At 67.7% G+C, this 23,116-nt stretch carries 24 protein-coding genes; 11 read left to right on the top strand and 13 right to left on the bottom strand.

Annotation, left to right across the window (positions count from 1 at the left end):
- Positions 1 to 37 precede the first annotated feature (37 nt).
- Together DTA22_RS14580 and DTA22_RS14585 are read right to left on the bottom strand one after the other, a co-directional pair.
- The gene (locus DTA22_RS14580) at positions 38 to 367 is read right to left on the bottom strand and encodes a branched-chain amino acid transporter permease (protein WP_037242820.1); all 330 of its coding nucleotides are present in this window, start codon (positions 365 to 367) and stop codon (positions 38 to 40) included.
- Complete coding sequence (locus DTA22_RS14585; RefSeq protein WP_112299875.1) at positions 360 to 1,100, bottom strand: AzlC family ABC transporter permease; 741 nt, start codon at positions 1,098 to 1,100, stop codon at positions 360 to 362. The genes DTA22_RS14580 and DTA22_RS14585 overlap by 8 nt, the downstream gene beginning before the upstream one ends.
- Positions 1,101 to 1,177: 77 nt before the next feature.
- On the opposite strand from DTA22_RS14585, the gene DTA22_RS14590 reads away from it, so the two are divergent.
- Positions 1,178 to 1,618 carry an Lrp/AsnC family transcriptional regulator gene (locus tag DTA22_RS14590; protein WP_005254660.1) on the top strand — a complete coding sequence of 147 codons (441 nt, stop codon included), beginning with the start codon at positions 1,178 to 1,180 and terminating at the stop codon, positions 1,616 to 1,618.
- A 1-nt stretch (position 1,619) separates the two neighbouring features.
- Here the strand turns inward: DTA22_RS14590 and DTA22_RS14595 are convergent, their stop codons facing one another.
- The 8 genes from DTA22_RS14595 to DTA22_RS14630 are packed head-to-tail and all read right to left on the bottom strand — an operon-like array spanning position 1,620 to position 9,087.
- Positions 1,620 to 2,699, bottom strand: a complete 1,080-nt coding sequence (locus DTA22_RS14595) for an MSMEG_0565 family glycosyltransferase (RefSeq protein ID WP_112299876.1) — start codon at positions 2,697 to 2,699, stop codon at positions 1,620 to 1,622.
- 1 nt (position 2,700) lies between these two features.
- Positions 2,701 to 3,549, bottom strand: coding sequence for a carbon-nitrogen hydrolase family protein (locus DTA22_RS14600; protein WP_112299877.1), 849 nt, complete (start codon positions 3,547 to 3,549; stop codon positions 2,701 to 2,703).
- 5 nt (positions 3,550 to 3,554) lie between these two features.
- Complete coding sequence (locus DTA22_RS14605; RefSeq protein ID WP_112299878.1) at positions 3,555 to 4,811, bottom strand: MSMEG_0569 family flavin-dependent oxidoreductase; 1,257 nt, start codon at positions 4,809 to 4,811, stop codon at positions 3,555 to 3,557.
- Positions 4,811 to 5,113, bottom strand: coding sequence for an MSMEG_0570 family nitrogen starvation response protein (locus DTA22_RS14610; RefSeq protein ID WP_037242810.1), 303 nt, complete (start codon positions 5,111 to 5,113; stop codon positions 4,811 to 4,813). Before DTA22_RS14610 ends, DTA22_RS14605 begins: the two co-directional genes overlap by 1 nt.
- Positions 5,106 to 6,062: a carbon-nitrogen hydrolase family protein gene (locus DTA22_RS14615; protein WP_112299879.1), complete on the bottom strand. Its 957-nt coding sequence runs from the start codon at positions 6,060 to 6,062 to the stop codon at positions 5,106 to 5,108. The genes DTA22_RS14610 and DTA22_RS14615 overlap by 8 nt, the downstream gene beginning before the upstream one ends.
- On the bottom strand, positions 6,059 to 7,492 hold the full coding sequence (locus DTA22_RS14620) for an MSMEG_0567/sll0787 family protein (protein WP_112299880.1): 1,434 nt from the start codon (positions 7,490 to 7,492) through the stop codon (positions 6,059 to 6,061). Before DTA22_RS14620 ends, DTA22_RS14615 begins: the two co-directional genes overlap by 4 nt.
- Before the next feature lies 1 nt (position 7,493).
- Positions 7,494 to 8,552, bottom strand: a complete 1,059-nt coding sequence (locus DTA22_RS14625) for an MSMEG_0568 family radical SAM protein (protein ID WP_037242803.1) — start codon at positions 8,550 to 8,552, stop codon at positions 7,494 to 7,496.
- A 10-nt stretch (positions 8,553 to 8,562) separates the two neighbouring features.
- Positions 8,563 to 9,087 (bottom strand): MSMEG_0572/Sll0783 family nitrogen starvation response protein, encoded by a 525-nt coding sequence (locus DTA22_RS14630; protein ID WP_112300354.1) that lies wholly within the window; start codon positions 9,085 to 9,087, stop codon positions 8,563 to 8,565.
- A 416-nt stretch (positions 9,088 to 9,503) separates the two neighbouring features.
- Between DTA22_RS14630 and DTA22_RS14635 the strand changes: the two genes are divergently transcribed.
- The 5 genes from DTA22_RS14635 to lexA all read left to right on the top strand — a co-directional run bounded on the left by DTA22_RS14635 (position 9,504) and on the right by lexA (position 14,967).
- Complete coding sequence (locus DTA22_RS14635) at positions 9,504 to 10,871, top strand: hemolysin family protein (RefSeq protein ID WP_112299881.1); 1,368 nt, start codon at positions 9,504 to 9,506, stop codon at positions 10,869 to 10,871.
- Positions 10,864 to 11,877, top strand: a complete 1,014-nt coding sequence (locus DTA22_RS14640) for a hemolysin family protein (protein WP_112299882.1) — start codon at positions 10,864 to 10,866, stop codon at positions 11,875 to 11,877. The genes DTA22_RS14635 and DTA22_RS14640 overlap by 8 nt, the downstream gene beginning before the upstream one ends.
- A gap of 60 nt (positions 11,878 to 11,937) precedes the next feature.
- A complete protein-coding gene (locus tag DTA22_RS14645) occupies positions 11,938 to 12,468 on the top strand; it encodes a hypothetical protein (RefSeq protein WP_174233804.1) in 531 nt (176 codons plus the stop codon).
- Between the two features lie 222 nt (positions 12,469 to 12,690).
- The gene (locus DTA22_RS14650) at positions 12,691 to 14,151 is read left to right on the top strand and encodes a PepSY-associated TM helix domain-containing protein (RefSeq protein WP_112299884.1); all 1,461 of its coding nucleotides are present in this window, start codon (positions 12,691 to 12,693) and stop codon (positions 14,149 to 14,151) included.
- A 153-nt stretch (positions 14,152 to 14,304) separates the two neighbouring features.
- A complete protein-coding gene (gene lexA / locus DTA22_RS14655; RefSeq protein WP_037242793.1) occupies positions 14,305 to 14,967 on the top strand; it encodes a transcriptional repressor LexA in 663 nt (220 codons plus the stop codon).
- A 58-nt stretch (positions 14,968 to 15,025) separates the two neighbouring features.
- Here the strand turns inward: lexA and DTA22_RS14660 are convergent, their stop codons facing one another.
- Together DTA22_RS14660 and DTA22_RS14665 are read right to left on the bottom strand one after the other, a co-directional pair.
- Positions 15,026 to 15,694 (bottom strand): AIM24 family protein, encoded by a 669-nt coding sequence (locus DTA22_RS14660; protein ID WP_037242791.1) that lies wholly within the window; start codon positions 15,692 to 15,694, stop codon positions 15,026 to 15,028.
- A 21-nt stretch (positions 15,695 to 15,715) separates the two neighbouring features.
- A complete protein-coding gene (locus tag DTA22_RS14665) occupies positions 15,716 to 16,192 on the bottom strand; it encodes an Lrp/AsnC family transcriptional regulator (RefSeq protein ID WP_037242789.1) in 477 nt (158 codons plus the stop codon).
- A gap of 135 nt (positions 16,193 to 16,327) precedes the next feature.
- Here DTA22_RS14665 and pdhA point away from each other — a divergent pair, with 135 nt between their 5' ends.
- The 5 genes from pdhA to DTA22_RS14690 all read left to right on the top strand — a co-directional run bounded on the left by pdhA (position 16,328) and on the right by DTA22_RS14690 (position 21,582).
- Positions 16,328 to 17,464: a pyruvate dehydrogenase (acetyl-transferring) E1 component subunit alpha gene (pdhA, locus tag DTA22_RS14670; protein WP_112299885.1), complete on the top strand. Its 1,137-nt coding sequence runs from the start codon at positions 16,328 to 16,330 to the stop codon at positions 17,462 to 17,464.
- 4 nt (positions 17,465 to 17,468) lie between these two features.
- On the top strand, positions 17,469 to 18,473 hold the full coding sequence (locus DTA22_RS14675; protein ID WP_112299886.1) for an alpha-ketoacid dehydrogenase subunit beta: 1,005 nt from the start codon (positions 17,469 to 17,471) through the stop codon (positions 18,471 to 18,473).
- Positions 18,470 to 19,693: a dihydrolipoamide acetyltransferase family protein gene (locus DTA22_RS14680; protein WP_112300356.1), complete on the top strand. Its 1,224-nt coding sequence runs from the start codon at positions 18,470 to 18,472 to the stop codon at positions 19,691 to 19,693. Before DTA22_RS14675 ends, DTA22_RS14680 begins: the two co-directional genes overlap by 4 nt.
- Positions 19,694 to 21,067, top strand: coding sequence for a dihydrolipoyl dehydrogenase (gene lpdA, locus DTA22_RS14685; protein WP_112299887.1), 1,374 nt, complete (start codon positions 19,694 to 19,696; stop codon positions 21,065 to 21,067).
- A gap of 98 nt (positions 21,068 to 21,165) precedes the next feature.
- Positions 21,166 to 21,582 (top strand): TIGR03667 family PPOX class F420-dependent oxidoreductase, encoded by a 417-nt coding sequence (locus tag DTA22_RS14690; RefSeq protein WP_112299888.1) that lies wholly within the window; start codon positions 21,166 to 21,168, stop codon positions 21,580 to 21,582.
- Positions 21,583 to 21,694: 112 nt separating this feature from the next.
- Here the strand turns inward: DTA22_RS14690 and DTA22_RS14695 are convergent, their stop codons facing one another.
- Positions 21,695 to 23,098, bottom strand: coding sequence for a WS/DGAT/MGAT family O-acyltransferase (locus DTA22_RS14695; protein WP_112299889.1), 1,404 nt, complete (start codon positions 23,096 to 23,098; stop codon positions 21,695 to 21,697).
- Positions 23,099 to 23,116 lie beyond the last annotated feature (18 nt).

The raw sequence follows: 23,116 nt of genomic DNA on the forward strand, positions 1-23,116 counted from the left end.
CCGTGTGGTTGCATCGTAAACGTGAGGCGCGCCGGGCTCAGGCGAATGCCCAGTTCATCAGGACGACATACAGCCCGGTCCCGACGACGATCGAGAGCACCGCATTCTTGCGCCACAGGTGCACCGCGGCCGTCGCACCCACCGCGATCAGTTCGGGGATCCCGTGCGACGGGGCGGTGACGGAGACGTTCTTCAGGGAGTACGCCACCAGGATCAGCATGATCCCGGCCGGCAGGTAGACACCCAGATAGCCGACGAGCGCGGACGAGCGGAGCGGCATGACGATCGCGAAGGGGACGGCGCGCAGGGCGAACGTGACGAGCGCCATGATCGCGATGGCCGCGAGGATGTAACCGGGGTCAGGCATCGGTGCGCACCTTTCGCCGGGCGAGGAAATAGCGGACGACGAGCAGGCTCACGAAGGCGCCCATCGCTATCGGCAGCATGTGTCCGGGGTCGACGAGTCGCGCGATCAGCGCGCACATCACAGCCATCGAAGGAACCGCGAAACCGCTCTGGGCGCGGATGGCCTCGATGGACAGCACGACGAACAGTGCGGTCAGCGCGAAGTCGAGACCGACGATGTTCTCCGGGATCCATTGCGCCGCGGTCGCTCCGAGCATCGCTCCACCGATCCAGTACGCGTGGAGATATAACTGCGAGTACACGATGACCCGGCCGGACATCGACTTCCGGTCGCCGGTGACCGTCATGGCGTAGGCCTCGTCGGTCAGCGCGAACATGCTGTAGAAGCGGGCGAGCCGGCCCTTCACCCTGTCGAGCGGAAAACTCAAGGCGTAGAACACGTGCCGGAAATTCACCAGCAGCGCGGTCAGTGCGATGTACGGGAGCGGCGTCATTGCGGCCACCATGCCGACCGCGATGAATTCGAGGGAACCGGCGTAGATCAGCGAGGTGAAGACCATCGCCCACCACGGGTTGAACCCCTGCTGGACGACGAGCACCCCGAGGGCGATCCCCAGGGGGACCAGCCCGATTCCGACGGGGAGGGACGCCTGCAGGGCGCGACGCCACTCGGGCTGCCGGGGGCCGGAGTCGACGACTGCGGTCGTCGAGAGGGTTGCTGGATCGATCACCACGCAAATCTATAGCAACTATCCAGGTGCGCGATTGCGAGCAAATGCCCATTCTCCGCACTCTGCGCAATAATAGTTCAATGGATGACATCGATCACGCAATTCTGGACCACCTGCGGAATGACTCCAGTCTGACCAACACGGAATTGGCGGATCTAGTGGGTCTGACTCCCTCCCCGTGCCTGCGCAGGGTCAAGAAGCTCGAGGCGGACGGAGTCATCACCGGCTACCGGGCCATCGTCAGCCAGGAAGCGCTCGATCGGGGTTTCCAGGTGATCGTCACCGCCGAGATCGGTGTGAACGACCAGGCGACCATCGAGCAGTTCGAGTCCCGGGTCGCCGCCTTCGACGAGGTGATCGAATGCCGGAGGCTGTTCGGGATCCCCGACTACTTCATCCGGGTGGCGGTTCGCGACCTCGCGACGTACGAGAACTTCATGGCCACCAAGCTCAGCGGGCTCCCGGCGGTGTCGCGGGTCACCTCGTTGATCACGATGAAGACCATCAAGAGCGCCGACTGAGTCAGCGGTGCGCCGCGACCTCCCGGTAGAACTCGAGATGTTTCTGCGCGACGTCGTCCCATCGATGTGAGCGAGCGAAGGCGCGCCCCTCGTCGAGGGAGGCGCCGTCGGCAGGTTCCGTCAGGGCGCGTGCCATCTCCTCGTGGGTGGACGCGTACCGGACCGTCCCCCGGAAGACCTCCCGCAGGACCGGCAGGTCGCGTGCGACGACGGGAACGCCCGCCGCCAGGGCTTCCATCGCGGCCAGCCCGAATCCTTCCTTGGTGGAGAGGAAGGCGAAGGAGCGCGCCTGGGCCACCAGTGCGGGGAGTTCGGCGTCGTCGATCGTTCCGAGAATCGTCGGTGTCACACCCAGCTCTGCGGCCCGTCGGTCGAACTCGTCCCGGTACCCCCGGTAGTCGAACAGGGTCTCGCCGCCGGCGAACACCAGCCGCAGGTCCGGTTGCTCCTTCACGAGCAGTGCGAACGACTCCACCAGGTCGATGCTGCCCTTGCGCGGTTCGATACCGCCGACCGCCAACACGTACTCGCCCAATACATCGGCCCACCTGCGGCGGCGCTCGGTGTCCTCGCGGGCTTCCTCGAATCGGGCGGCGTCCACGCCGTTCGGGATGACGGCGCAGTCGAGACCCCACCCGGCGGAGACCTCCGCGGCGACGGCCGCGGATACGCAGATTCGCGCGTACGGATCCACGATTGCGCGCTCGTGGCAGGCGGCCAGCGCGGGCGTCGTGAACTGGTCGAGGTGGTGGATGGTTCGCACGCACCGCCCGACGGCGTTGGCACTGATGCAGTCCTGCGCGTGGACGATGTCGTAGGCCTCCGCTGTGAAGGCGGCGCGCATCGTCTCGATGGATCGGAGGATCCGTTCACCGACGGTCTCGTCGTCGACGTGTGCGAACGGCACCACCTGCACGGTGACTGTCGGGTCGACCGGACGGAAGAATGCGGCGTCGCCGTGCCTGCCCAGGGTCCAGACCGTCACGTCCGAGCCCTGCCGTGTGAGGGCCTCGGCCAACGCCAGCGTGTGCACGACTCCGCCTCGCGGTTTGGTCGAATAGGTCAGAAGCGCGATCCGCACGTCAGTATTCTCCTCGGTCCAGCAGGCTCCGGTAGGTGTCGATGCGGCGCTCCTCCAGGTGCCGCAGCACCTTCCTTGCCCGGTTCACCTCGTAGTCGACGTCGAGTTCGGCGACGGCGAGGCCGCCCTTCGTCCCCGTTCGCGCGAGCACGTCGCCGCCCGGGCCCACCACCTTGGCCTGACCGAGGAACCGCAGTCCACCCTGGATTCCGGTCTGGTTGGACGACACGAGGACCACCTGGTTCTCCGCGGCCCGCGCCGAGTCGTACAGGTCGAACAGGCGTGATTGCCTGTCCTGCGTCATGCGCGCCGCCCGGTCCGTGATGCTGGCCGGCCACGCGGACAACGCGGCGATGATCCGCGCGCCGTCGAGCGCGAGGGTGCGGGCCGATTCCGGGAACGTCTTGTCGTAGTCGATCAGCATCCCGATCCGGCCCACCGGTGTGTCGAAGGCGGTGAAAGAGTCACCCGCGGCGTACGCCAGGGATTCCCCGGCCGGTTGATGCACCTTGCGGTGACTGCCCAGCACACCGTCGCCGGTTACGCAGGTGGCGGCGTTGTATCGCACCCCGTCGCACAGTTCCGTGTACCCGATGCAGACCGTCATGCGGCCCGCCATCTTCGCGACGGCTTTCAGTTCCGGGCTGTCCGCGGCGAGCGCGGGTGGGAGTTCCTCCGTGTCCGGCCGCCGGAGATCAGAGATGTAGCCGCCGAGGCAGGCGTCGGGCAGGACCAGCAGGTCCACCCCGTCGTTCGTCGCACTCTCGATCAGCGCCTGCAACTTCAGGAGCGCGCGATCGATGTCGCGGCCGAAGTGCCCCGCCAACGCTGCCAACCGTGTCGTCACCATAGGCGTCAGGCTAGTGTTGCCGTCGCCGGCAACACACCCGCTTCCAGTTCGATGCGGTCCGCCAGGTACTCCGCGTCCCGCGCGACTCCCGCGAACCGTCCCGAACCCCACGTGTGCTGCCACGGAAGGCCGAGGAAGTACAGCCCGGGCACCGCGGTGACGCCGCGGTTGTGGGTGGGATGGCCCTCACCGTCGAACACGCCCGCGCGGAGCCACCGGTAGTCGGTCCGGAAACCGATGGACCACACCACCGACGTGATGCCCGACGTCGACAGTTCCAACTCGGTGACCTCACGTTCGGGACGCCAGACCGGCACGTACCGTTCCTCGCGCGGCGCATCGATGCCCGCGCGGTCGATGTACGCGTCGATGGAATCCTTGATGCTCTCGCTGACGGCGTCGGCGGCATCGAGCGACGACTCCAGCGTGGGCGCGAACCGCAGGGTTCCGTCCACGACGTCGAGCAGCCGCCCGTACAGACGCATTCCTGCGAGCGCGAAGGCCCGGAGGTCGATGTCGCGGCCACCGTCCCGGCCGGTGACGTAGTGGTTGGTGTTCTCGCGTTTGCCCAGACCGCCCGGGTGATCGGCGATCGAGACGTCGTAGGTGCCCATGTCGTGCAGCCAGGCCACGCAGTCCCGTCCGCGGTAGAACCGCGCGACCCGCGGAGCCCCACCGGTGACGAGGTGGACGGTGCGGCCCGCGAGATGAAGATCCTCCGCGATCTGGGCGCCGGACTGGCCGTTGCCGACCACCAGAACCTCGCCCGCGGGCAGGTCGCCGGCGCTCCGGTACTGCGACGAGTGCACTTGGGTGATGCCGGTGGGCAGCCGTTCGGCGAACCGGGGCACGACCGGTGTGTGATACCCGCCGACCGCGACCACGACGTGGTCGGCGCGCATCGGACCTTCCGTCGTGTCCACGTCGAACCCTCCGGAACCCGACTGCCGCACCGAGACCACCGTGACCCCTTCGCGCACAGGAGGATCGAAGGTGTCGGCGTACCCGCGCACGAACTGGTAGGTCTGCTCGCGGTTCATGAACCCGTCCGGATCCCCGCCCGAGTAGCTGTATCCCGGAAGGGTGCACTGCCAGTTCGGGGTGACGAGAGTGAAGCTGTCCCAGCGACTGTCGCGCCACTCGTGGGCGATCGAGTCTCGTTCGAGCACCACGTGGTCGATTCCACGCTGCACCAGATGCCAGCTGATCGACAGACCGGCCTGGCCGCCGCCGATCACGACGACTGTGTGTTGTTCGGTCATCACGACTCTCCGGGGAGTGAAGCCGGGTTCATCTCGAGGACCCGGACGAGGGATTGGGGGTCGAGGGTGCGGCCGGCGCGTTCGAGTTCCTGCATCTGCTCGGACGCGGACGTGCAGTACATCCCGAACTTGGCACGAACCCGCTCACTGGCCTCGGTGAGCGCCGTCGTCGTGCGGGTGAGGAAATCGGCGACCGTGTAGTCCTCCCCGGCCACCAGGTGGTCGTGCATGACCAGCGACGGGGAGTAGCAGGACTGGGTGTTTCCGTCCGGCCACCGCACCGTGAACGTCATCTCAGGCATCGACGGGCTCCAGTTCGGCTGTCGTGTTGCGGAGGAACGACGGTCGGGCCGTCGCGTCGAGCCGGGTGCCGCTCACCCGGTTGTCCGCGACGACGTCTCCGTACAGTTCCGGCCGGCGGTCGCGGAGGTTGTACATCCCGCCGCTGCGAATCGCGTCCAGTTCGGCCTGCACATCCAGCGTGGCCGAGGCGAGGCCGGGTTCCACGCCTGTGGTGGCGAGGATCTCGCCGCCGGGGCCGACGATCTTCGCGCTGCACACGAACCGGAGCGAACCGAACGTCCCCGCCTGATTCGACGCCACCCAGACCACTTGGTTCTCCGTGGCCCGCGCGCGGTCGTAGATGTCGAATCTCTGCTTCCACCGGTCGTCTTCGGGATTGTCGACCCGGTTGGTGCGGGCGGTGGGCCACGCCGACAGCGACGTGATGATCTCCGCGCCGTCGAGGGCGAGCGTCCTCGCGGCCTCGGGAAAGGCCTTGTCGTAACAGATCTGCATGCCCATCCGTCCGACCGGTGTGTCGAATGCCTCGTACTTGTCGCCGGCGCGGTAGCAGAGGTTCTCCCCCAGCGGCTGGTGCACCTTGCGGTACGAGCCGAGTACTCCGTCGCCGTGCAGCGTCACCGCGGCGTTGTACCGGTCGGCACCGTCGGCCTCGCAGAATCCGAGGGTGATCACCAGGTCGCCGGCCATGTCGACGACCCGCCGGATCTCGGGCCCGTCCAATTCCAGTGCGGGCGGGAGGCTGCGGAGCCGACGCTGCCGCTGCTCCTCGCTTTCGTCGCCTCCGCCCAGGCTGGGCAGGTAGCCGCCCAGGCAGGCCTCCGGAAGCACGAGTAGCGAACTCCCGGCCGCCCGCGCCTGCCCGATCAGTTCACCGATCGTGCGGTACGCCTGTTCCATGTCGCGGCCGAACTCTGCTGCCGCAACGGAGATTCCGATGTCAGTCATGCTCTTCCCAATCCTGTGACCGTGGATTGCACCACGCGTGTCGTTACGCCGTCGGGCCAGCGAAGGCTGACCCCCGGCTCGTATGTCAGTTCCCCGCAGACGGCCGAGGTCGCCGGTCCGGCGGGCGCCACCGCGCTACCCCGCCGATCGGCAGTGACCATCGCGAACCCGGGAAAGCACGTCATCCAGTCGCCCGCCGTCGTCTCGCGCGGTCGCGGGACCGATGCGATGTCGAGGACGGCGCCGAGTCCACTCGCCTCGGCGAGCATTCCGGTGGTGCCGGCGATCCCCGCCATGCTGATGTCCTTCGCCGCGGCGGGGCGGGTGCGGGCGACGAACGAGGCCATGTCCCGCAGTGCGTCCGAGCTGCGATGAGACGTCGAATCCCACTGTTGTCCGGTATATCCCGGCCGCCACTGCCCGTCGAGATCTGCCGTGAGCGTGAGCTCGTCGCCGACCCGGCCACCACCCGCGGGCACCGGATCCGCGGTGCGCCCGAGCGCCGTCACCGACAGCGCCGCGGGAACACCGAGTTGGGTGTGGCCGCCCAGTACCGGTACGTTCCACGCCTCCGCAGCCCGACTGAGCCCACGGATCACCTTCGACAGGATCGACGTGTTCGGGGCGCCGACCGAGTCGAGCATTCCGACCGGGACGGCACCCATCGCCGACAGATCGTTGAGATTGACGAGGGCGGCGCACCAACCGGCCCACTCGGGATCACGCTGAACCATGGACGGCAGGATGGCGTCACACGCCGCGATCAGGTCGCTGCCCGGCACGGGTGCGCCGTCGTCGCCGCGGAACCCGCTGCCGCCGAGCGCATCACCGTGCACCCCGAAGGGTGCCAATGTGTCGGCCAGACACGACTTCGTGCTCTGGACCAGACGCTCGACTCGATCGATCGGCCACGTCATGTGCACGTGTGGCGAGCCCGCTACCGTGACGTCTCCCATCCGCGTCCAGCCCAGGTGAGCGAACATCGTTTCGTTCTGGCTCTGCACGGTGGCGTCGAACCGCAACACACCGCGGGATTCGGCGTGGGCGCAGGCGGCGCGCACGAGTGCCTTCCCGATACCCCTGCTGTTCCGGAGGTTTCGACCCACCACGAGGCGGCTTCCCGCCCACCAGCCGAGGTCGGTGCCGTCCGTCATCGGTGCGAGGCGAACACCGCCGAGCACCTCGCCGGTGGTGCTGATCGCCACGAGCACCACGGTCCGGGGATCGTCGTCGACATCGTCCCGGTCGCTGGCGGTGAACAGTCCCTGTTCCACGACGAACGTCTCACGCCGCAGTCGTCGGTACGCCTCGGTCATCACGCGACCGGTGGCGGGTTGCACGAGGAAGTTCCGCTGCGACTCCTGAATCGACGGCCCGGTGAGGACGACGAAGTCGGAAGGAGTGCTCTCGGCGGTCGGCAGGTCCCACATGTCAGCCTCCGGCGTTCTGAAGGACGCTGCAGGCCCCGCACGCGGCGCAGCCCGCCTTCTGGTCGGCGCCGCGCATGCCGCCCGCCTGCAATTCCTTCGCCACCCGCGTGGTGACGTCGGCGAGCAGGGCGGGCGACGGCGCCTGCGCCCCGTCCTCGACGGCCAGTGTGCCGGCGAGCGGCCGGAACGGGACGACGAACGGGTAGACACCCATGTCGATCAGTTCGGCTGCGCCCGCGACCAATTCGTCCGGATCTTCACCCAGCCCGACCAGCAGGTATGTCGACACCTGATTCCGTCCGAAGACCCGTACCGCCTCGCGCCACGCCGCCCGGTACTCGTCCAGCGGAACCGTCGCCTTGCCGGGCATCCAGCGCCGCCGAACCTCGTCGTCCAAGGACTCCACGTGGATGCCGATGGAATCGGCCCCCGCGTCCCGGAGATCCGTGATGGTCCCGAGATCGCCGGGCGGTTCGCATTGCACCTGGATGGCGAGGTCCGGGGCCACTGCCTTGACGGCCGCGACGCAGCGCGCCAGGTGACGGGCACCGCGATCCTTGGCCGCCGACGTGCCCGTGGTCATGATCATCTGGGTGACGCCGTCGAGGCGGACGGCGGCTTCGGCGACCTCGGCGAGTTGTTCGGGCTTCTTCACCGCGATGGTCGAGCCGGACTGCAGTGATGCCTCGATCGAGCAGAACCGGCACCGCTGTGCCGGGTCGTATCGAATGCAGGTCTGGACCACGGTCGTGGCGAGGACGTTCGTCCCGTGCAGCCGGGCGATCTTCTCGTAGGAGATGCCGTCGGCGGTGTCCAGGTCGTAGAACCGGGGCCGGCGTACCGGCTCGATCTCCACTCCCATGTCGGTGCCGTTCATCAGCAGGCGGTTTCCGCTGACTTCGTACGGGCTGTCGGACCGGATGGGGATGGCGCCGCCGATCCCGCCGATCAGTACGTGGCCGTCGTCGCTGGGGCCGGCGCCGGAAGTCCGGGTCACCGGGACGTTCAGTGACCGAATCCCGCGTACTGCTACGTCAACTCGTGTCGAGAGATCGCTCATGGTTCACACCTCAGACCATGTATGTGGAGTTGATGATGGCGCCCTTGCGGGAGTAATGGATGATGGCGTCCTGCACATCGAGGGGATGCGCGGGCACGACGCCCTCGATCAGGTCCTCTTCCCTTCCGCCGTGCAGCGCGAGGCCGAAGCGGCACGCGAAGACGGTCCCACCTTCGGCGATGAACGTCGCGAGTGCGTCGTTGATGTTCTGCTCGCCCGGGAAGCCGTTGTCGCCGGTGGTCGGAAAACCACGTGTTGCAAGGCAGTTGAGAGCGCCGGGGCCGTAGAAATAGATCGCGGACTCGAAACCTTTGCGCAGTGCGCGGGTTGCCTGCAGGACGGCGACGAAGCTGACGGAGGATTCGTGCGCGATGCCGTGCACCAGCGTGAAGTAGGACTCGCCGTCCTCGGCCTTGTAGTCGGGGAAGATCTTCGTCGACCCGTAGATGTTGCTGCCCTTCGGCAGCACCGGGTGGGGAATCTCGCCGAGTGACTTCTGGATGTTCTCGGCGATGGTGGTCTCGATGTCGGTCACAGGGGACTCCTGGTTGTTCGTGGGGTGGAGGCGCCCGAAGGGCCTGAACGCGCTGATGAGATGCTGGGGGGCGACGGCTCGGGCGTAGACTTCGATGTCCGTTCGCTCCGACTGGGAAACGTGCACTGCGCACTCCGCCGACCTGAAACAAGTACACGGTTCGGTGATTTCCGAATGGTCACGCGCGGAACAAGCTCAGGTTTCGTAACCCTCACCGCGGCCCGAACTCGGAAATCCGGCTGTAACACTTTCCTGTGGCGTCACATCCCGTCGGCGGCAAGAGTAAAGAGTCCTTTACTATGGGTGATTCGTACCCCGACTGCAGAGAGAGCCATGACCAGCGCTTCGCGCCCCCGAAGACCCAGCCCGCCCCAGAATGATCACCGCAGTCCCGGACGCAGGGCGCGGGTGAATCCATGGTGACCGTCCTGAGCATCGGCTTCGGCGTCCTCGTCGTTCTACTGATCACCGCCCTGACCGGCTACTTCGTCGCCCAGGAATTCGCGTACATGTCGGTCGATCGCTCGCGGCTCAAAGCCCGGGCCGAGGCGGGAGACGTGGGCGCCGCCCGGGCCCTCGGCGTCACTCGCCGCACCTCGTTCATGCTGTCCGGCGCGCAGCTGGGCATCACCGTCACCGGCCTGCTCGTCGGTTACGTCGCCGAACCCCTGATCGGCCGCGGCCTCGGTGAGCTCCTCGGCGGCGTCGGCATCCCCACCGCGGTCGGGATCGGCGCCGGCGCCGTCCTCGCCGTCCTGTTCTCCACCTTCGTCCAGATGCTCTTCGGTGAGCTCTTCCCGAAGAACCTGGCGATCGCCCGGCCCGAACCGGTGGCCCGGTGGCTCGCGCTGTCGACCACGATCTACCTGAAACTCTTCGGCTGGTTGATCTGGCTGTTCGACCAGTCGTCGAACCTGCTGTTGCGCGCGCTGCGGATCGAGCCGGTCCACGACGTCGAACACTCGGCCACCGCGCGCGACCTCGAACACATCGTCGCCGAATCCCGCGACGCCGGTGAGCTGCCGCGGGAACTGTCGACCCTGCTCGACCGGATCCTCGACTTCCCCACCCGCACGGCCGGGCACGCCATGATTCCGCGCGCCCACGTCGACACCGTCCGGGCCACCGATTCCCTGGGCAGTGTTCTCGACAAGATGGGCGCGGGACACACCCGCTACCCCGTGGTCGGGAGTTCCTCCGACGATCTGCTCGGCGTCATCCACCTCCATGACCTGCTCGGCGACCAGGCCGACGGGACGGCCGCGTCCCGGGCCCGTACGGCCGTGGTCGTGCCGATGTCCCTGCCTCTGCCCGACGTGCTGGAACAGCTGACAGCTGCCCGGGACGAGATGGCCCTCGTCGTCGACGAGTACGGCGGTTTCGCGGGTGTCATCACGGTCGAGGACCTCGCGGAGGAACTCGTCGGTGAGATCGCCGACGAACACGATCCCGACGGCGACGCCTCGGTGACGGGGTCGGCGTCCGAAGGTTGGACGATGCCCGGCGATCTGCACATCGACGAGGTGGAGCGCATCCTCGGACACGACCTCCCGCCCGGTGACTTCGAGACGCTTGCGGGTGCCGTCATCGCCGGGTTCGGCGGTCTCCCCGTCGTCGGTGACGTCGTCGCGATCCGGTTGAACCCGGACCCGTCCGATCTGATCAACAACGTCGACCTACCCGTCCGTAGCCTCGCCGCCGAGGTGCGGGCAATCGACAAGCACGTTCCGTCCTCGCTGTTCGTGAGGCTCCGCATCCTGGAGAGTGACTCGACCGATGAGTAGTCCGTGGGTCATCGTGCTCGTCACCGTCGGGTTGATCGCGGCCAGCGCGTTCTTCGTGGCGATCGAGTTCGCGTTGATCGCTGCCCGTCGCCACCGGCTCGAGGACGCCGCCCCCACCAGCAGGGCGGCCCGCGCGGCTCTGCGCAGCGCATCCGAGTTGTCCGTGCTGCTGGCCGGATCCCAGCTGGGTATCACGGTCTGCACCCTTGCGCTCGGTGCCGTCACGAAGCCGGCCGTGCATCACTGGCTCACCCCGGCCTTCGAGGGGTGGGGTGCCCCGCTGTGGCTGGCGGACGTGCTCGGATTCATCCTCGCCCTGATCATCGTCACGTTCCTGCATCTCGTCGTCGGTGAGATGGCACCGAAGTCGTGGGCGATCGCGCACCCGGAGAAATCGGCGACCCTGCTGGCGATCCCGATGCGCGGGTTCATGTGGGCCACCCGCCCGCTGCTGTCGGTGCTGAACCGGATGGCGAACCGGTGTCTGCGAAGGTTCGGCGTGGAACCGGTCGACCAGGTCGGGGCCGGGCAGGATCCCGACGCGCTGCGTCACCTCGTCGAGCACTCGGCGACCGTCGGCACGCTCGACGAGCGGTACCACGGCCAACTGACCAGCGCCCTGAAACTCCAATCGCTCGCCGTGCGAGACATGGTGCGGCCGAACACCACCCCGAGCAGTGTCGCCACCGATGCGACTGCGGCGGCGATCAAGGCGGCCGCCGATCGAAGCGGCCACCTCCGGCTGCTCGTGCGCGACGAGGACGGGATCAAGGGTGTGGTCCACGCCCGGGACAGCCTGCGAGCCGGCGCCGCAGTGACGGCCGCCGACCTCATGCGCCCCGTGCTGACCCTCGACGCGGACGCCGCCGTGTACGAGGCACTGCACACCATGCGCGAGACCCGCAGCCATCTCGCGATCGTCACCGACAACGGTCAACTGACCGGTGTCGTCACATTGACGGACGTCCTCGCGCGACTGCGCCCGGCGGCCGGGACTACCGCCTGACCCGTTTCGCCCACCGCGGCCGGGTCCCGCGGTGAGCATCGGAGGCGGTACCCTCGCGGGGTGAATTCACGGTTGGAGGTGGTCGCGCGGGTGCGCGGCTCCTTCGTGGGTTCACTGTCCGGCGCGGTCAGCATCGCCGCGCACGGCATCGGTGGAGGCGGAATGCCCCCGAGCGATGGCTCGGTGGTGCTGCTTCTCGCGGCATGCGCCGCAGTCGGCGCTTCGGTCGCCGCGGTTCGGGTGGCCACCCGCGAATGGTTGTTCGTGCTGTCGGTGCTCGCAGCCGGGCAGCTGATCGGCCACACCACGCTGGCATTGGCCGCTGACCATTCCCACGGCCTCGGGCTCTCCACCCCGATGATCGCCGCGCACCTCGCCGCGATCGCGGTGGCGGCGGTGCTGGTCCGGTCCGCCGAACGTGCCTGCCTGAGGGCGCTGGCGGCGTTGTCGCGCATCGTTCTCGCCGTCCTGGCCCCGTTGCAGGTCGACACCGGCACCTGGACGGCGACCCCGGTCTACCGGGCGAAGCTCTCGTTGTGGCTGCTGGTCGCCGCGGGCGCCGGCACCCGCGGACCACCCGCTCTCGTCTAGTCGAATCCTTCCTCACCGCATTCCCGGCACACACGTCAGACGTGTGGTCGTCGGTTCGGCGTGTTCTCACGGCACCAGCAGACTCCCCGGTGAGTCACGGTGCCGATCCCTTCCTGAGTCGGCGCGTCCCCGACCTGTGACCTCGAGGGCCCAGCGCACCCCGCAGTGTGCGGCCTCGAGGGCGCTGGGTGCCCGTCTCACCCGATTCGAAGCGAGATCGTCATGTCCATCCCTGAACTCGAACGCGACACACCGGTCGCGCCCGACCCGGCGTCGAAAGACTCCTCGCCGCCGCGCAGTTTCCGGCCACTGATCCTGCGCCTGCACTTCTACGCGGGGATCCTGGTGGCCCCGTTCCTGGTGATCGCCGCTGTCAGCGGCGGCCTCTACGCCCTCGCACCATCCGTCGAGCAGCTCGTCTACCGCGACTACCTGCACGTCGATTCGACCGGCCCGGACCTGCCGATGTCCGAACAGGTGCGGGCCGCGCAGCAGGTTCGCCCGGATCTCGCCGTCGCCGCCGTGCGCCCGGCGACCGATTCGGGTGACACGACCCAGGTGATGTTCACCGACCCCAGCCTGGGGGAGTCCGAACGCCTCGCGGTCTTCGTCGATCCCGACACCGCGCGGTCGGTGGGTGAGCTGGTGGTGTACGGCAGCAGTGGGGCGCTGCCGATGCGGACCTGGATTTCGCAGTTGCACCGACATCTGCACCTGGGCGAGCCCGGCCGCATCTACAGCGAGCTCGCCGCGTCGTGGCTGTGGGTGATCGCGCTCGGTGGCGTGTACCTGTGGGTGCAGCGCCACCGCACCACCCGGGCCCGCAACGCGGAGGCCGCCAGGCTGTGGACGCTCGACCGGTCGAGCCGCGGACGCAACCGCACCCTGAGCTGGCACGGGGTGGTCGGTATCTGGATCGCGGTCGGCCTGGTGTTCCTCTCGGCCACGGGTCTGACGTGGTCGCGGTACGCGGGCGAGAACGTCGACGAACTCCGTACCGCCCTGAGCTGGACCACCCCCAAGATCGACAAGACGCTGGATTCGGCGCCCGCTTCCGGCGCCACCGCATCGGGCGATCACGGCGTGCACGGCGCAGGGCACATTCCCGCGTCGGATCCGGGAATCGTCGACAGTACCGTGGGCGAACTCGACACCGTCCTCGACGTGGCTCGGCGGGGCGGTGTCACCGGTGCTGTCGAGGCGACCGTTCCCGCCGACGCGGGCACCGCGTTCACGGTCACCCAGACCCGCGAACCGTGGCAGTTCTCGACCGACTCGATCGCGGTCGACGGGGCCACGGGCACGGTGACGGACGTGTCGCGATTCGGTGACTGGCCGCTCGCCGCGAAGCTGACCTCCTGGGGCATCGCCCTGCACATGGGGTTGCTGTTCGGCCTGCTCAACCAGTTGGTCCTGGCCGCCCTCGCGGTGGCACTGCTCGCGGTCATCGTCCGCGGCTACCTCCTGTGGTGGCGGCGCCGGCCCACCCGCGGCACCGCGCGGGCAGTGGGCAGGCCGCCGATGCGGGGAACCTGGCGCCGAATCCGCCCGGCCGCAGCCGTGGCCGGAGTCGCCTGCGTCGTCCTCGTCGGCTGGTTCGTTCCGCTGCTCGGCCTCAGCCTCCTCGCGTTCCTGATCGTCGACGTCGCGGTCGGCGCTCTCGCCCGCACCCGGGCAGGGTGAGCGAAAAGGGCTCCCAGCGAGGTCGAGGTTTCCGTCGGCGGCATCTCCTCGGGAGGTGCCGCCGGGTTTTCGAACGATCCGGCAGGTGCACCACGCATCGACCGGCCTTACGCCGTGCTCGAGGGGGCTGTCGTCACCCCCTACCATTCTTCGGTGACCGATTACGACGATCTCGACATGTTCGGCGGCCTCGACGCCTCCACCCTGCCACCTCGCCAGCAGCGGATTCTGGCAACGATCCGGGACTGGGTGGCTGCACACGGATGCCCGCCGAGCACCCGACAGATCGGGGACGCGGTGGGCCTGCGGTCGACGTCGTCGGTGTCCAAGCATCTGAAGAGCCTCGAGGAAAAGGGCTTTCTCCGCAGGGGCACGGCCATGGCTCGGCAGTTGGACGTGCGCCCGTTCCTGTCCGAGGCGAAGCACGGAGGCTCGTCCGACAACAATGTGACGGTACCGGTAGTCGGCGACATCGCTGCCGGCGCACCGATCCTCGCGGAGGAGCACGCCGATGAGATGCTGACGCTCCCTCGCGAGCTCGTCGGCTCCGGCACGGTGTTCGGGTTGCGTGTGCGCGGCGAGTCGATGATTGACGCCGCGATCTGCGATGGCGATGTCGTTGTGGTGCGCCGCCAGGACGAAGCCCATTCCGGTGAGATCGTCGCCGCGATGATTGATGGCGAGGCCACTGTGAAGGTGCTGCGGCGCCGCGATGGCCACGTCTTCCTCGAGCCCCGTAATCCCGCCTATACCGCGATTGACGGCGACGACGCAGTCGTCCTGGGCAAGGTGGTATCGGTGATGCGCCGGATCTGAGGATTGCGCAACCTGAACGGTTCAACCCTCCTCAACAAGGCTGGGGTCGGCAGACCCCTCACGGTTTGGGAACCGGGTGCCCCTCCGACGCCTGGACGACGACGATGCCGTTTCCGGTGAGGCACAGCTGATAGGCCTCACCGGAACCTCGGCCGATCGCGGCGGCCATCTTCGCGGTCTTGCGGATCGTCGAATTCAGGCCGGTCGACCACAGCACCGCGCTCTGCATGTCGACGTAGGTCGGGGTGTCCACGTTCAGGACGACGGGGGTGCCGTAGATGGTGACGGCGAGGACGCCGCGGCCGGTGAACGTGGTGTTGAACAGTCCTCCGCTGAGCATGGACGCGCCTTCGACGCGGTTGATGTCCCAGCTCAGCGAACTGTCGAATGCGAGAACGTTGGAACCGCTGACGGTCACCGACTCGTCCTCGAGTTCGAGCAGGAAGATCTCGTCGGCGTCGCGGGCGAGGAACACGTCGCCGCTGCCGGACACCTTCATCAGCGACATGCCCTCGCCGGTCAGCGCCTTCTTGAAGAACTTCCCGACGCCGCCGCTGCCCTGGTAGGCGAAGTCGACGTCACCCTGGTAGGCGACCATCGACCCCTGCCGGGCAAAGAAGTGGCCGCTGGTTCCGGCCAAGTCCACCTTGAGCATTCGGGGATTCTGTAGCACGAAGGTGCCCGGTTCACCACTGCGTTCCGCGTTCTTCATCAGGTCGCTGCGCATGACGGAATCCTATCCGCCCCGTCAACGAACCCATTCCGGTCCCGGCCCGTTGTCTTCCTCGAAGATCAGCCACGTCTTGGTCGACTGCACCCCTTCGAGGCTCTGCAACCGTTCGAGGACGACGTGACGCAGTGCGCTGTTGTCCGGTGCGCGCACCAGGACGAGAACGTCGAAATCGCCGCCCAGCAGCGAGAAGTGCTCGACGAAGGGCAGTGTCCGGAGCTGGGTGGAGATGCCCCGCCACGAGTCCTGCCGGATCGAGAGGGCGATGAAGGCGGAGGAGCCGAGTCCCGCCTTGGAGTGCGAGATCCGGGTGGTGAAGCCTTCGATGATTCCCGCCTCCTGCAACCGCTCGATGCGGACGTAGGCGTGCGCGCGGGAGATGTGTGCCTTCTCCGCCAGTGCTCGCATCGAGATGCGGCTGTCGGCGACGAGTTCCTTGATGATGCGTCGATCGATCGCGTCGAGTTCGTACGTGTCGGTTGTGTCGCCGGCCATCTGTCCATCCCTGCTGTGGTCGCTCACACTCCGGTGAGACATTCTGCTCCCGATGAGCTGATTCTAGACCGTTTGTCTCTGATTCTTCCTTGTTGTTGTCTATCGGTCGTTCCGTTGCGAGCATTGACGAACACAATGCATCTGGAGGTAGTCGTGACGCTCGCAGAGCCGCCGGTGGCGAGACCGTATCGGAAGTTCCTTCCCGCCGAGCGTGCGGTGCAGTATCTGGACGCGGCCGGCGAGCTGACCGAGAGCGAGGCCCGGTATCCGCGCCCGGCGGACGACCGTCTGGTGGAGATGTACCGGAACATGGTGCTGGGCAGGCGCTTCGATCAGCAGGCGACAGCTCTGACCAAGCAGGGCCGGCTGGCTGTCTATCCGTCTTCGCGTGGTCAGGAGGCCTGCCAGATCGCGGCGGCGATGAGCCTGCACCCCGGCGACTGGATGTTCCCCACCTATCGCGACTCGGTGGCCCTCGCCGCCCGCGGCATCGACCCGGTACAGATTCTCAGCATGCTCGCCGGCGACTGGCACTGCGGCTACGACCCCGCCGCCCACCGCAGCGCACCGCAGTGCACCCCGCTGGCCACCCAGTTGCTGCACGCCACCGGTGTCGCCTACGGCGAACACCGCAAGGGAAACGACACCGTCGCCCTGGCGTTCTGCGGCGACGGCGCGACCAGCGAGGGCGACTTCCACGAGGCCCTCAACTTCGCCGCCGTGTTCAAGGCCCCGGTGGTGTTCCTGGTGCAGAACAACGGATTCGCGATCAGCGTGCCCCTCGCCCGGCAGAGCGCCGCACCCAGCCTGGCGCACAAGGGCGTCGGCTACGGAATCGGCTCCGAGCAGGTGGACGGCAACGACCCCGTGGCCATGCTCGCCGTGATGGACGAGGCCGCGAGATTCGTCCGTGCCGGTAACGGCCCGGTCATCGTCGAAGCCCACACCTACCGGATCGACGCGCACACCAACGCCGACGACGCCACCCGCTACCGCGACTCGTCCGAGGTGGAGCAGTGGCTCGGACGCGACCCACTGGCCCGGCTGGAGAAGTACCTGCGCGGGAAGGGCCTGCTGGACGACGCGGCCGCCGACGCGCTGACCGCCGGGGCGGAAGTTGCCGCCGCCGAACTGCGTGCCGGCATGAACGTCGACCGAGCCGGCGACCCGATGGACCTGTTCCGGTACGTCTTCGCCGAACCCACCCCGCAGCTTCGCGAGCAGCAAGCACAGGTCCAGGCCGAGTTGGCCGCCGAGTCCGAGGAGAACTGACACCATGCCCGTGCTCACCCTGGCCCAGGCCCTGAACACCGCGCTGCGCGACGCCCTCACCGCCGACGAGAACGTCGTCGTCTTCGGCGAGGACGTCGGCACCCTCGGCGGCGTCTTCCGCGTCACCGACGGCCTGACCCGCGACTTCGGCGACGACCGGTGCTTCGACACCCCGCTTGCCGAATCCGGCATCATCGGCTTCGCGATCGGCATGGCGATGGCCGGGTTCAAGCCGGTCGTCGAAATGCAGTTCGACGCGTTCGCCTACCCGGCGTTCGAGCAGATCGTCTCCCACGTCGCGAAGATCCGGAACCGCACCAAGGGCGCGCTGTCCGTGCCGATCGTCATCCGGATCCCGTTCGCCGGAGGCATCGGTGGGGTCGAGCACCACTGCGATTCCAGCGAGGGCTACTACGCCCACACTCCCGGTCTGAAGGTCGTCGCCCCGGCCACCGTCGAGGACGCCTACACCCTGCTGCGCGAGGCGATCGACGACCCGGACCCGGTGATCTTCCTCGAACCGAAACGCCTGTACTTCTCCCGCGCCGACGTCGACCTCGCGGTGGGCGCGCCGATCGGGCGGGCCGCCGTGCGGCGTCCCGGCCGGGACGCGACCATCGTCGCGTACGGGCCGTCGGTGACCGTCGCGCTCGAATCCGCCGAAGCCGCCGCGCAGGAGGGTCACGACATCGAGGTGATCGACCTGCGGTCGATCGTGCCGTTCGACGACGAGACCGTCATGGCGTCGGTCCGCAAGACCGGCCGCTGCATCGTCATTCAGGAGGCACAGGGATTCGCCGGCGTCGGCGCCGAGATCGCCGCCCGCGTCCAGGAACGCTGCTTCCATCACCTGCACGCGCCGGTGCTGCGGGTCAGCGGATTCGACATCCCGTACCCGGCGCCGAAACTCGAACGCCTCCACCTGCCGAGCGTCGACCGTGTCCTCGACAGCGTCGACCGGTTGCAGTGGAACGACTCCGCCGACACCCGCTGGGCGGTGACCGCATGAGCGATCAGGTGTTCCTGCTCCCCGACCTCGGCGAGGGACTGACCGAGGCCGACATCGCCGAATGGAAAGTCCGGGTCGGCGACACCGTCACCATCGACCAGGTGGTCGTGGAGGTCGAAACCGCGAAAGCCGCGGTCGAGGTGCCGATTCCGTTCGAGGGCACGGTGATTTCCCTGCACGGCGACGAAGGCTCGACGCTGCAGGTGGGCACCCCGCTGATCACCGTCAGCGGAACACCCGCCGCACACGAGCAGTACCGGGAGGAAGAACGAGCCGGCTCGGGCAACGTCCTCATCGGGTACGGCACCAGCGAAGACACACGTGTGCGACGGCGGCGTGTGCGCCGTCCCGATGTCACGCCTTCGCCGAGGTCCACGGGCGGCGTGCGGGTCATCTCGCCGGTGATCCGCAACCTCGCGCGCCAGAACGGTCTCGATCTGTCAGGGCTGTCCGGGAGCGGTCCCGGCGGTGTGATCAACCGTGCCGACGTCGAGCGGGCACTCACCACGCCACCCGAGACGGCCGACGCGCAGCGGATTCCGATCAAGGGGCTGCGGAAAGCGGTCGCCGACAAGCTGTCGACGAGCCGACGCGAAATCCCGGACGCGACAACGTGGGTGGACGTGGACGCCACCGATCTCCTCGCCGCCCGCCGGGCAATCAACGCCGCGCTCGACGCCGACGCCGGCGTGAGCCTGATGGCGCTGCTCGGCCGCCTGGCCCTCGCGGCGCTGAAGCAGTACCCGGAACTGAACTCGACCGTCGACACCGCACGCAACGAGATCGTTCGATACGGTCACGTCCACCTCGGCATCGCGGCGCAGACGCCACGCGGGCTGGTCGTCCCGGTGATCGAGAACGCCGACACGCTCACCACTGTCGAACTCGCGAGGCAACTGCAGGAAACGACCGCGCTCGCCCGCGAGGGGACCCTTCCGCCGGCACGGCTGACCGGTGGCACGTTCACCCTCAACAACTACGGCGTCTTCGGTGTGGACGGCTCGACCCCCATCATCAACCATCCCGAGGCCGCGATCCTCGGGGTCGGCCGCATCATCGACAAACCGTGGGTCGTGCACGGGCAGTTGGCCGTTCGGAAGGTCACCCAGGTGTCGCTGAGCTTCGATCACCGGGTGTGCGACGGCGGCGTCGCGGGCGGGTTCCTCAGATTGTTCGCCGACTACATCGAGAATCCGATCACCGTGCTGGGGAGGCTGTAGATGACCGACACGCACAGTGATGTCCTGATCCTCGGCGGCGGCTCCGGCGGTTACGCCTGCGCCTTCCGGGCCGCGCAGCTCGGCCTGTCGGTCACGCTGATCGAGGCGGACAAGATCGGCGGAACCTGCCTGCACCGGGGCTGCATCCCGACCAAAGCGCTGCTCCATTCCGCCGAGGTCGCCGACACCGCGCGAACCGGTGCCGCGTTCGGCGTGCGAACGACGTTCGACGGCATCGACATCGAGGCGGTGCACCACTACAAGGACGGCACGATCGACCGATTGCACAGGGGGCTGCAGGGTCTGGTCGCCCATCACAAGATCGGCATCGTGAACGGGCACGGAAAGTATCTCGGAGACAGGACGATCGAGGTGGGCGGCACCCGCTACACCGGGACGTCCGTGGTGCTCGCGACCGGCTCCTACGCCCGGACCGCGCCGTCCATCGAGCTCGGTGAGCGCATCGTCACCAGCGACGGAGCCCTGAACCTCGGGTTCGTCCCGAAGAAGGCGATCGTTCTCGGCGGTGGTGTGATCGGCGTCGAGTTCGCCAGCGTCTGGGCGTCGTTCGGCACGGAGGTGACTGTGATCGAGGCGCTCCCTCGCCTGGTCGCGGCGGAGGATCCGTGGTGCTCGAAGCAACTCGAACGCGCATTCCGCAAGCGCGGTATCGCCGCCCGCACGGGCGTGACTGTCGCGGCGGCAAAGGAAACCGCGGACGGTGTTCTCGTGGAACTCGGCGACGGCGACACCCTCGAGGCCGAGGTTCTGCTCGTGGCGGTGGGGCGTGGGCCGCGCACCGGTGACGCCGGATTCGCCGAACACGGCATCACCCTGGACCGCGGGTTCGTCGTCACCGACGAGCGGCTGCGCACCCACGTCGACGGTGTATATGCCGTCGGGGACATCGTGGCCGGACTTCAACTGGCGCACCGCGGCTTTCAGCACGGCATCTTCGTCGCCGAAGAGATCGCCGGCCTCGATCCTGCTCCCGTGGCCGAGCATCTCGTTCCGCGTGTGACGTACTCGCACCCGGAGGTCGCGTCCGTCGGACTCACCGAAGATGCCGCCCGCGAACGGTACGGCGACGCCACCACCGCGGTCTACGACCTCGCAGGCAACGGCAAGAGCCAGATCCTGAAGACCTCAGGTGGGATCAAGGTCGTCCGAGCCGGCGACACCGGCCCTGTGGTGGGTGTGCACATGGTCGGCGACCGCGTCGGCGAGTTGATCGGCGAGGCCCAACTGACCGTCGCCTGGGAGGCCCTGCCCACCGACGTCGCACCGTTCGTCCACGCTCACCCCACCCAGAACGAAGCACTGGGCGAAGCGATGCTGGCGTTGTCGGGGAAGCCGCTGCATACGCATGGTTGAGTGGAGCTTCGGTCCGCGTCGAACCGAGGGGTGGGAAGATTGCGTGCGATGAGGCGGTTGATACCGGTGGATCATCGGATACGACACAGGAGAACGCAATGACTCTTTCAGCGTCCGCGATCACCGAATCCGTCACCGACCGGCTGGCACGCGAGGCCATCGTGTGGTTGACGACCGTCGGTCGCAACGACACGCCGGTTCCGACACCGGTGTGGTTCAGCTGGTCGGGCACCGAGTTCCTGATCTTCAGTCGACCGGGCACCGCCAAGCTGACGAACATCGGCAAGAATCCGCAGGTCGCGCTCAATTTCAACAGCAGCGCGAAGGGTGGTGACGTGTCGGTGTTCACCGGGAAAGCTCACGTCGACGCGGACGGTCCTTCGACGGAGGAGTGGGAGACCTACGTCGAGAAGTACCGGGAGGACATGGCCGGCCTGGACTACACGCCCGACAAGTTCCGGACCGACTACTCGACGCTCGTCCGCGTCAACCCGGACCGGCTGCGCTGCTGGTAGCCACTTCGGCTGAAATGTCCAGCAGTGTCCCGGCCCGGGATCTTCGTCAATTGACAGTTCCGTTGTCTTGGCGTACTGCGAATCCGACTGCACTGGAGTGTGTTCCGAGACATCAGATTCCAGCAGCGTGTTCGAGTGCGCGTAACGCGTCACCCAGGTGGGTCGTCAGCGTGTGCAGTTGCGGCACGGCACGGCGGCACCCGGTGATTCCGAAGGAGATGGTGTCGTCGTTGCTGGTGCACGTGATGTTGAGTCCTTGTCCGTCGACCGGGATCGACAGCGGGTACAGCCCGTCGAGGCGCGCTCCGTTCCAGTACAGGGGGTGGCGCGGGCCGGGAACGTTCGAGATGATCAGGTTGAACGGGGGACGTAGCCGCGAGTTGTGCCCGAACACGATGCTCGCCCCGGCAGGACCCGCGCCGAGTGCGCTCATCGCCAGGATCTGTGCACCGCTCATCGCCGCCATCGCCTGTTTGCCTTCGCGCATGCAGGTGCGCACGGTGTCCAGCCGATCCGCAGGCTCGGGGAGATGGGTTCCGAGGTTGCACATCAACACCCCGACGTCGTTGCCGCCGCGCCCGCCGGTGGCGACCTGCTTCTCGTCGCGTAGCGAGACCGGCACCATCGCGACGAGCGGTTCCGCAGGCAGCGCGTCCTGCTCGAGGAGGTAGCTGCGCAACGCCCCCGCTGACATGGCCAGCACCACATCGTTGATGGTGGCGTCGGCGAGCTTCGCGACCAGGCGCAACCGCTCGAGAGGCCAGCTCTGGGCCGCGAACTGGCGTGATCCGGAAATCGGTACGTTGAACATGGTCTTGGGGGCAGCGAGCGAGAGTGGCCCACCCTGCTCACGTGCCGCTCGGGTGAGAGTGCGGGCCAGGGCGGGGACGAGTCCGGCGAACTCGCCGACCGTGCTGCGGGCGGCGTGGATGACAGCCCTCGGCAGATCGACCGCCTCGACCGCATCGACCGCAGGGCCCGGGTGCCGCGGGCGAGAGTGCTGCCACGGCGCGCGCATGCCGCGCTCGTCCGGGTCCTCGCTGAGTGCGCGGCGCAACATCGTCATCGCGCTGACACCGTCCGCGACGGCGTGGTGGATTTTGGTGTAGGTCGCGTACCGTCCGTCGCGCAATCCCTCGATCAGGTGGATCTCCCACAGCGGTCGGCTGCGATCGAGCGGGGTGCTGTGCAGACGAGAGCACAGCGCCAGCAATTGCGCTTCCTCTCCGGGCTCGGGCAGGGCGTCGTGGCGGACGTGATGCCCGAGATCGATGCGCGTGTCCGATTCCCAGCCCCACTGACCCAGCGAGGTCCACGATCGCCTGGCCCGTCTACCCAGTCTCGAGGCCACGTCCTGATCGGTGTCGGTGAGAGCGGCGTCGAGCAGCGCTCGCATATCCCGCGCATCGGCCCCCTCCGGGGGCTGGAAAACCTGCACGCCACCTACATGCATCGGATGCTCACGAGACTCTCCGAGCAGAAACATCGAATCCAGCGGCGACATGGGAAGCAACATGCGATGACCTTTCGAACC

The organism is Rhodococcus wratislaviensis (assembly GCF_900455735.1).
Classification (GTDB): domain Bacteria; phylum Actinomycetota; class Actinomycetes; order Mycobacteriales; family Mycobacteriaceae; genus Rhodococcus_F; species Rhodococcus_F wratislaviensis.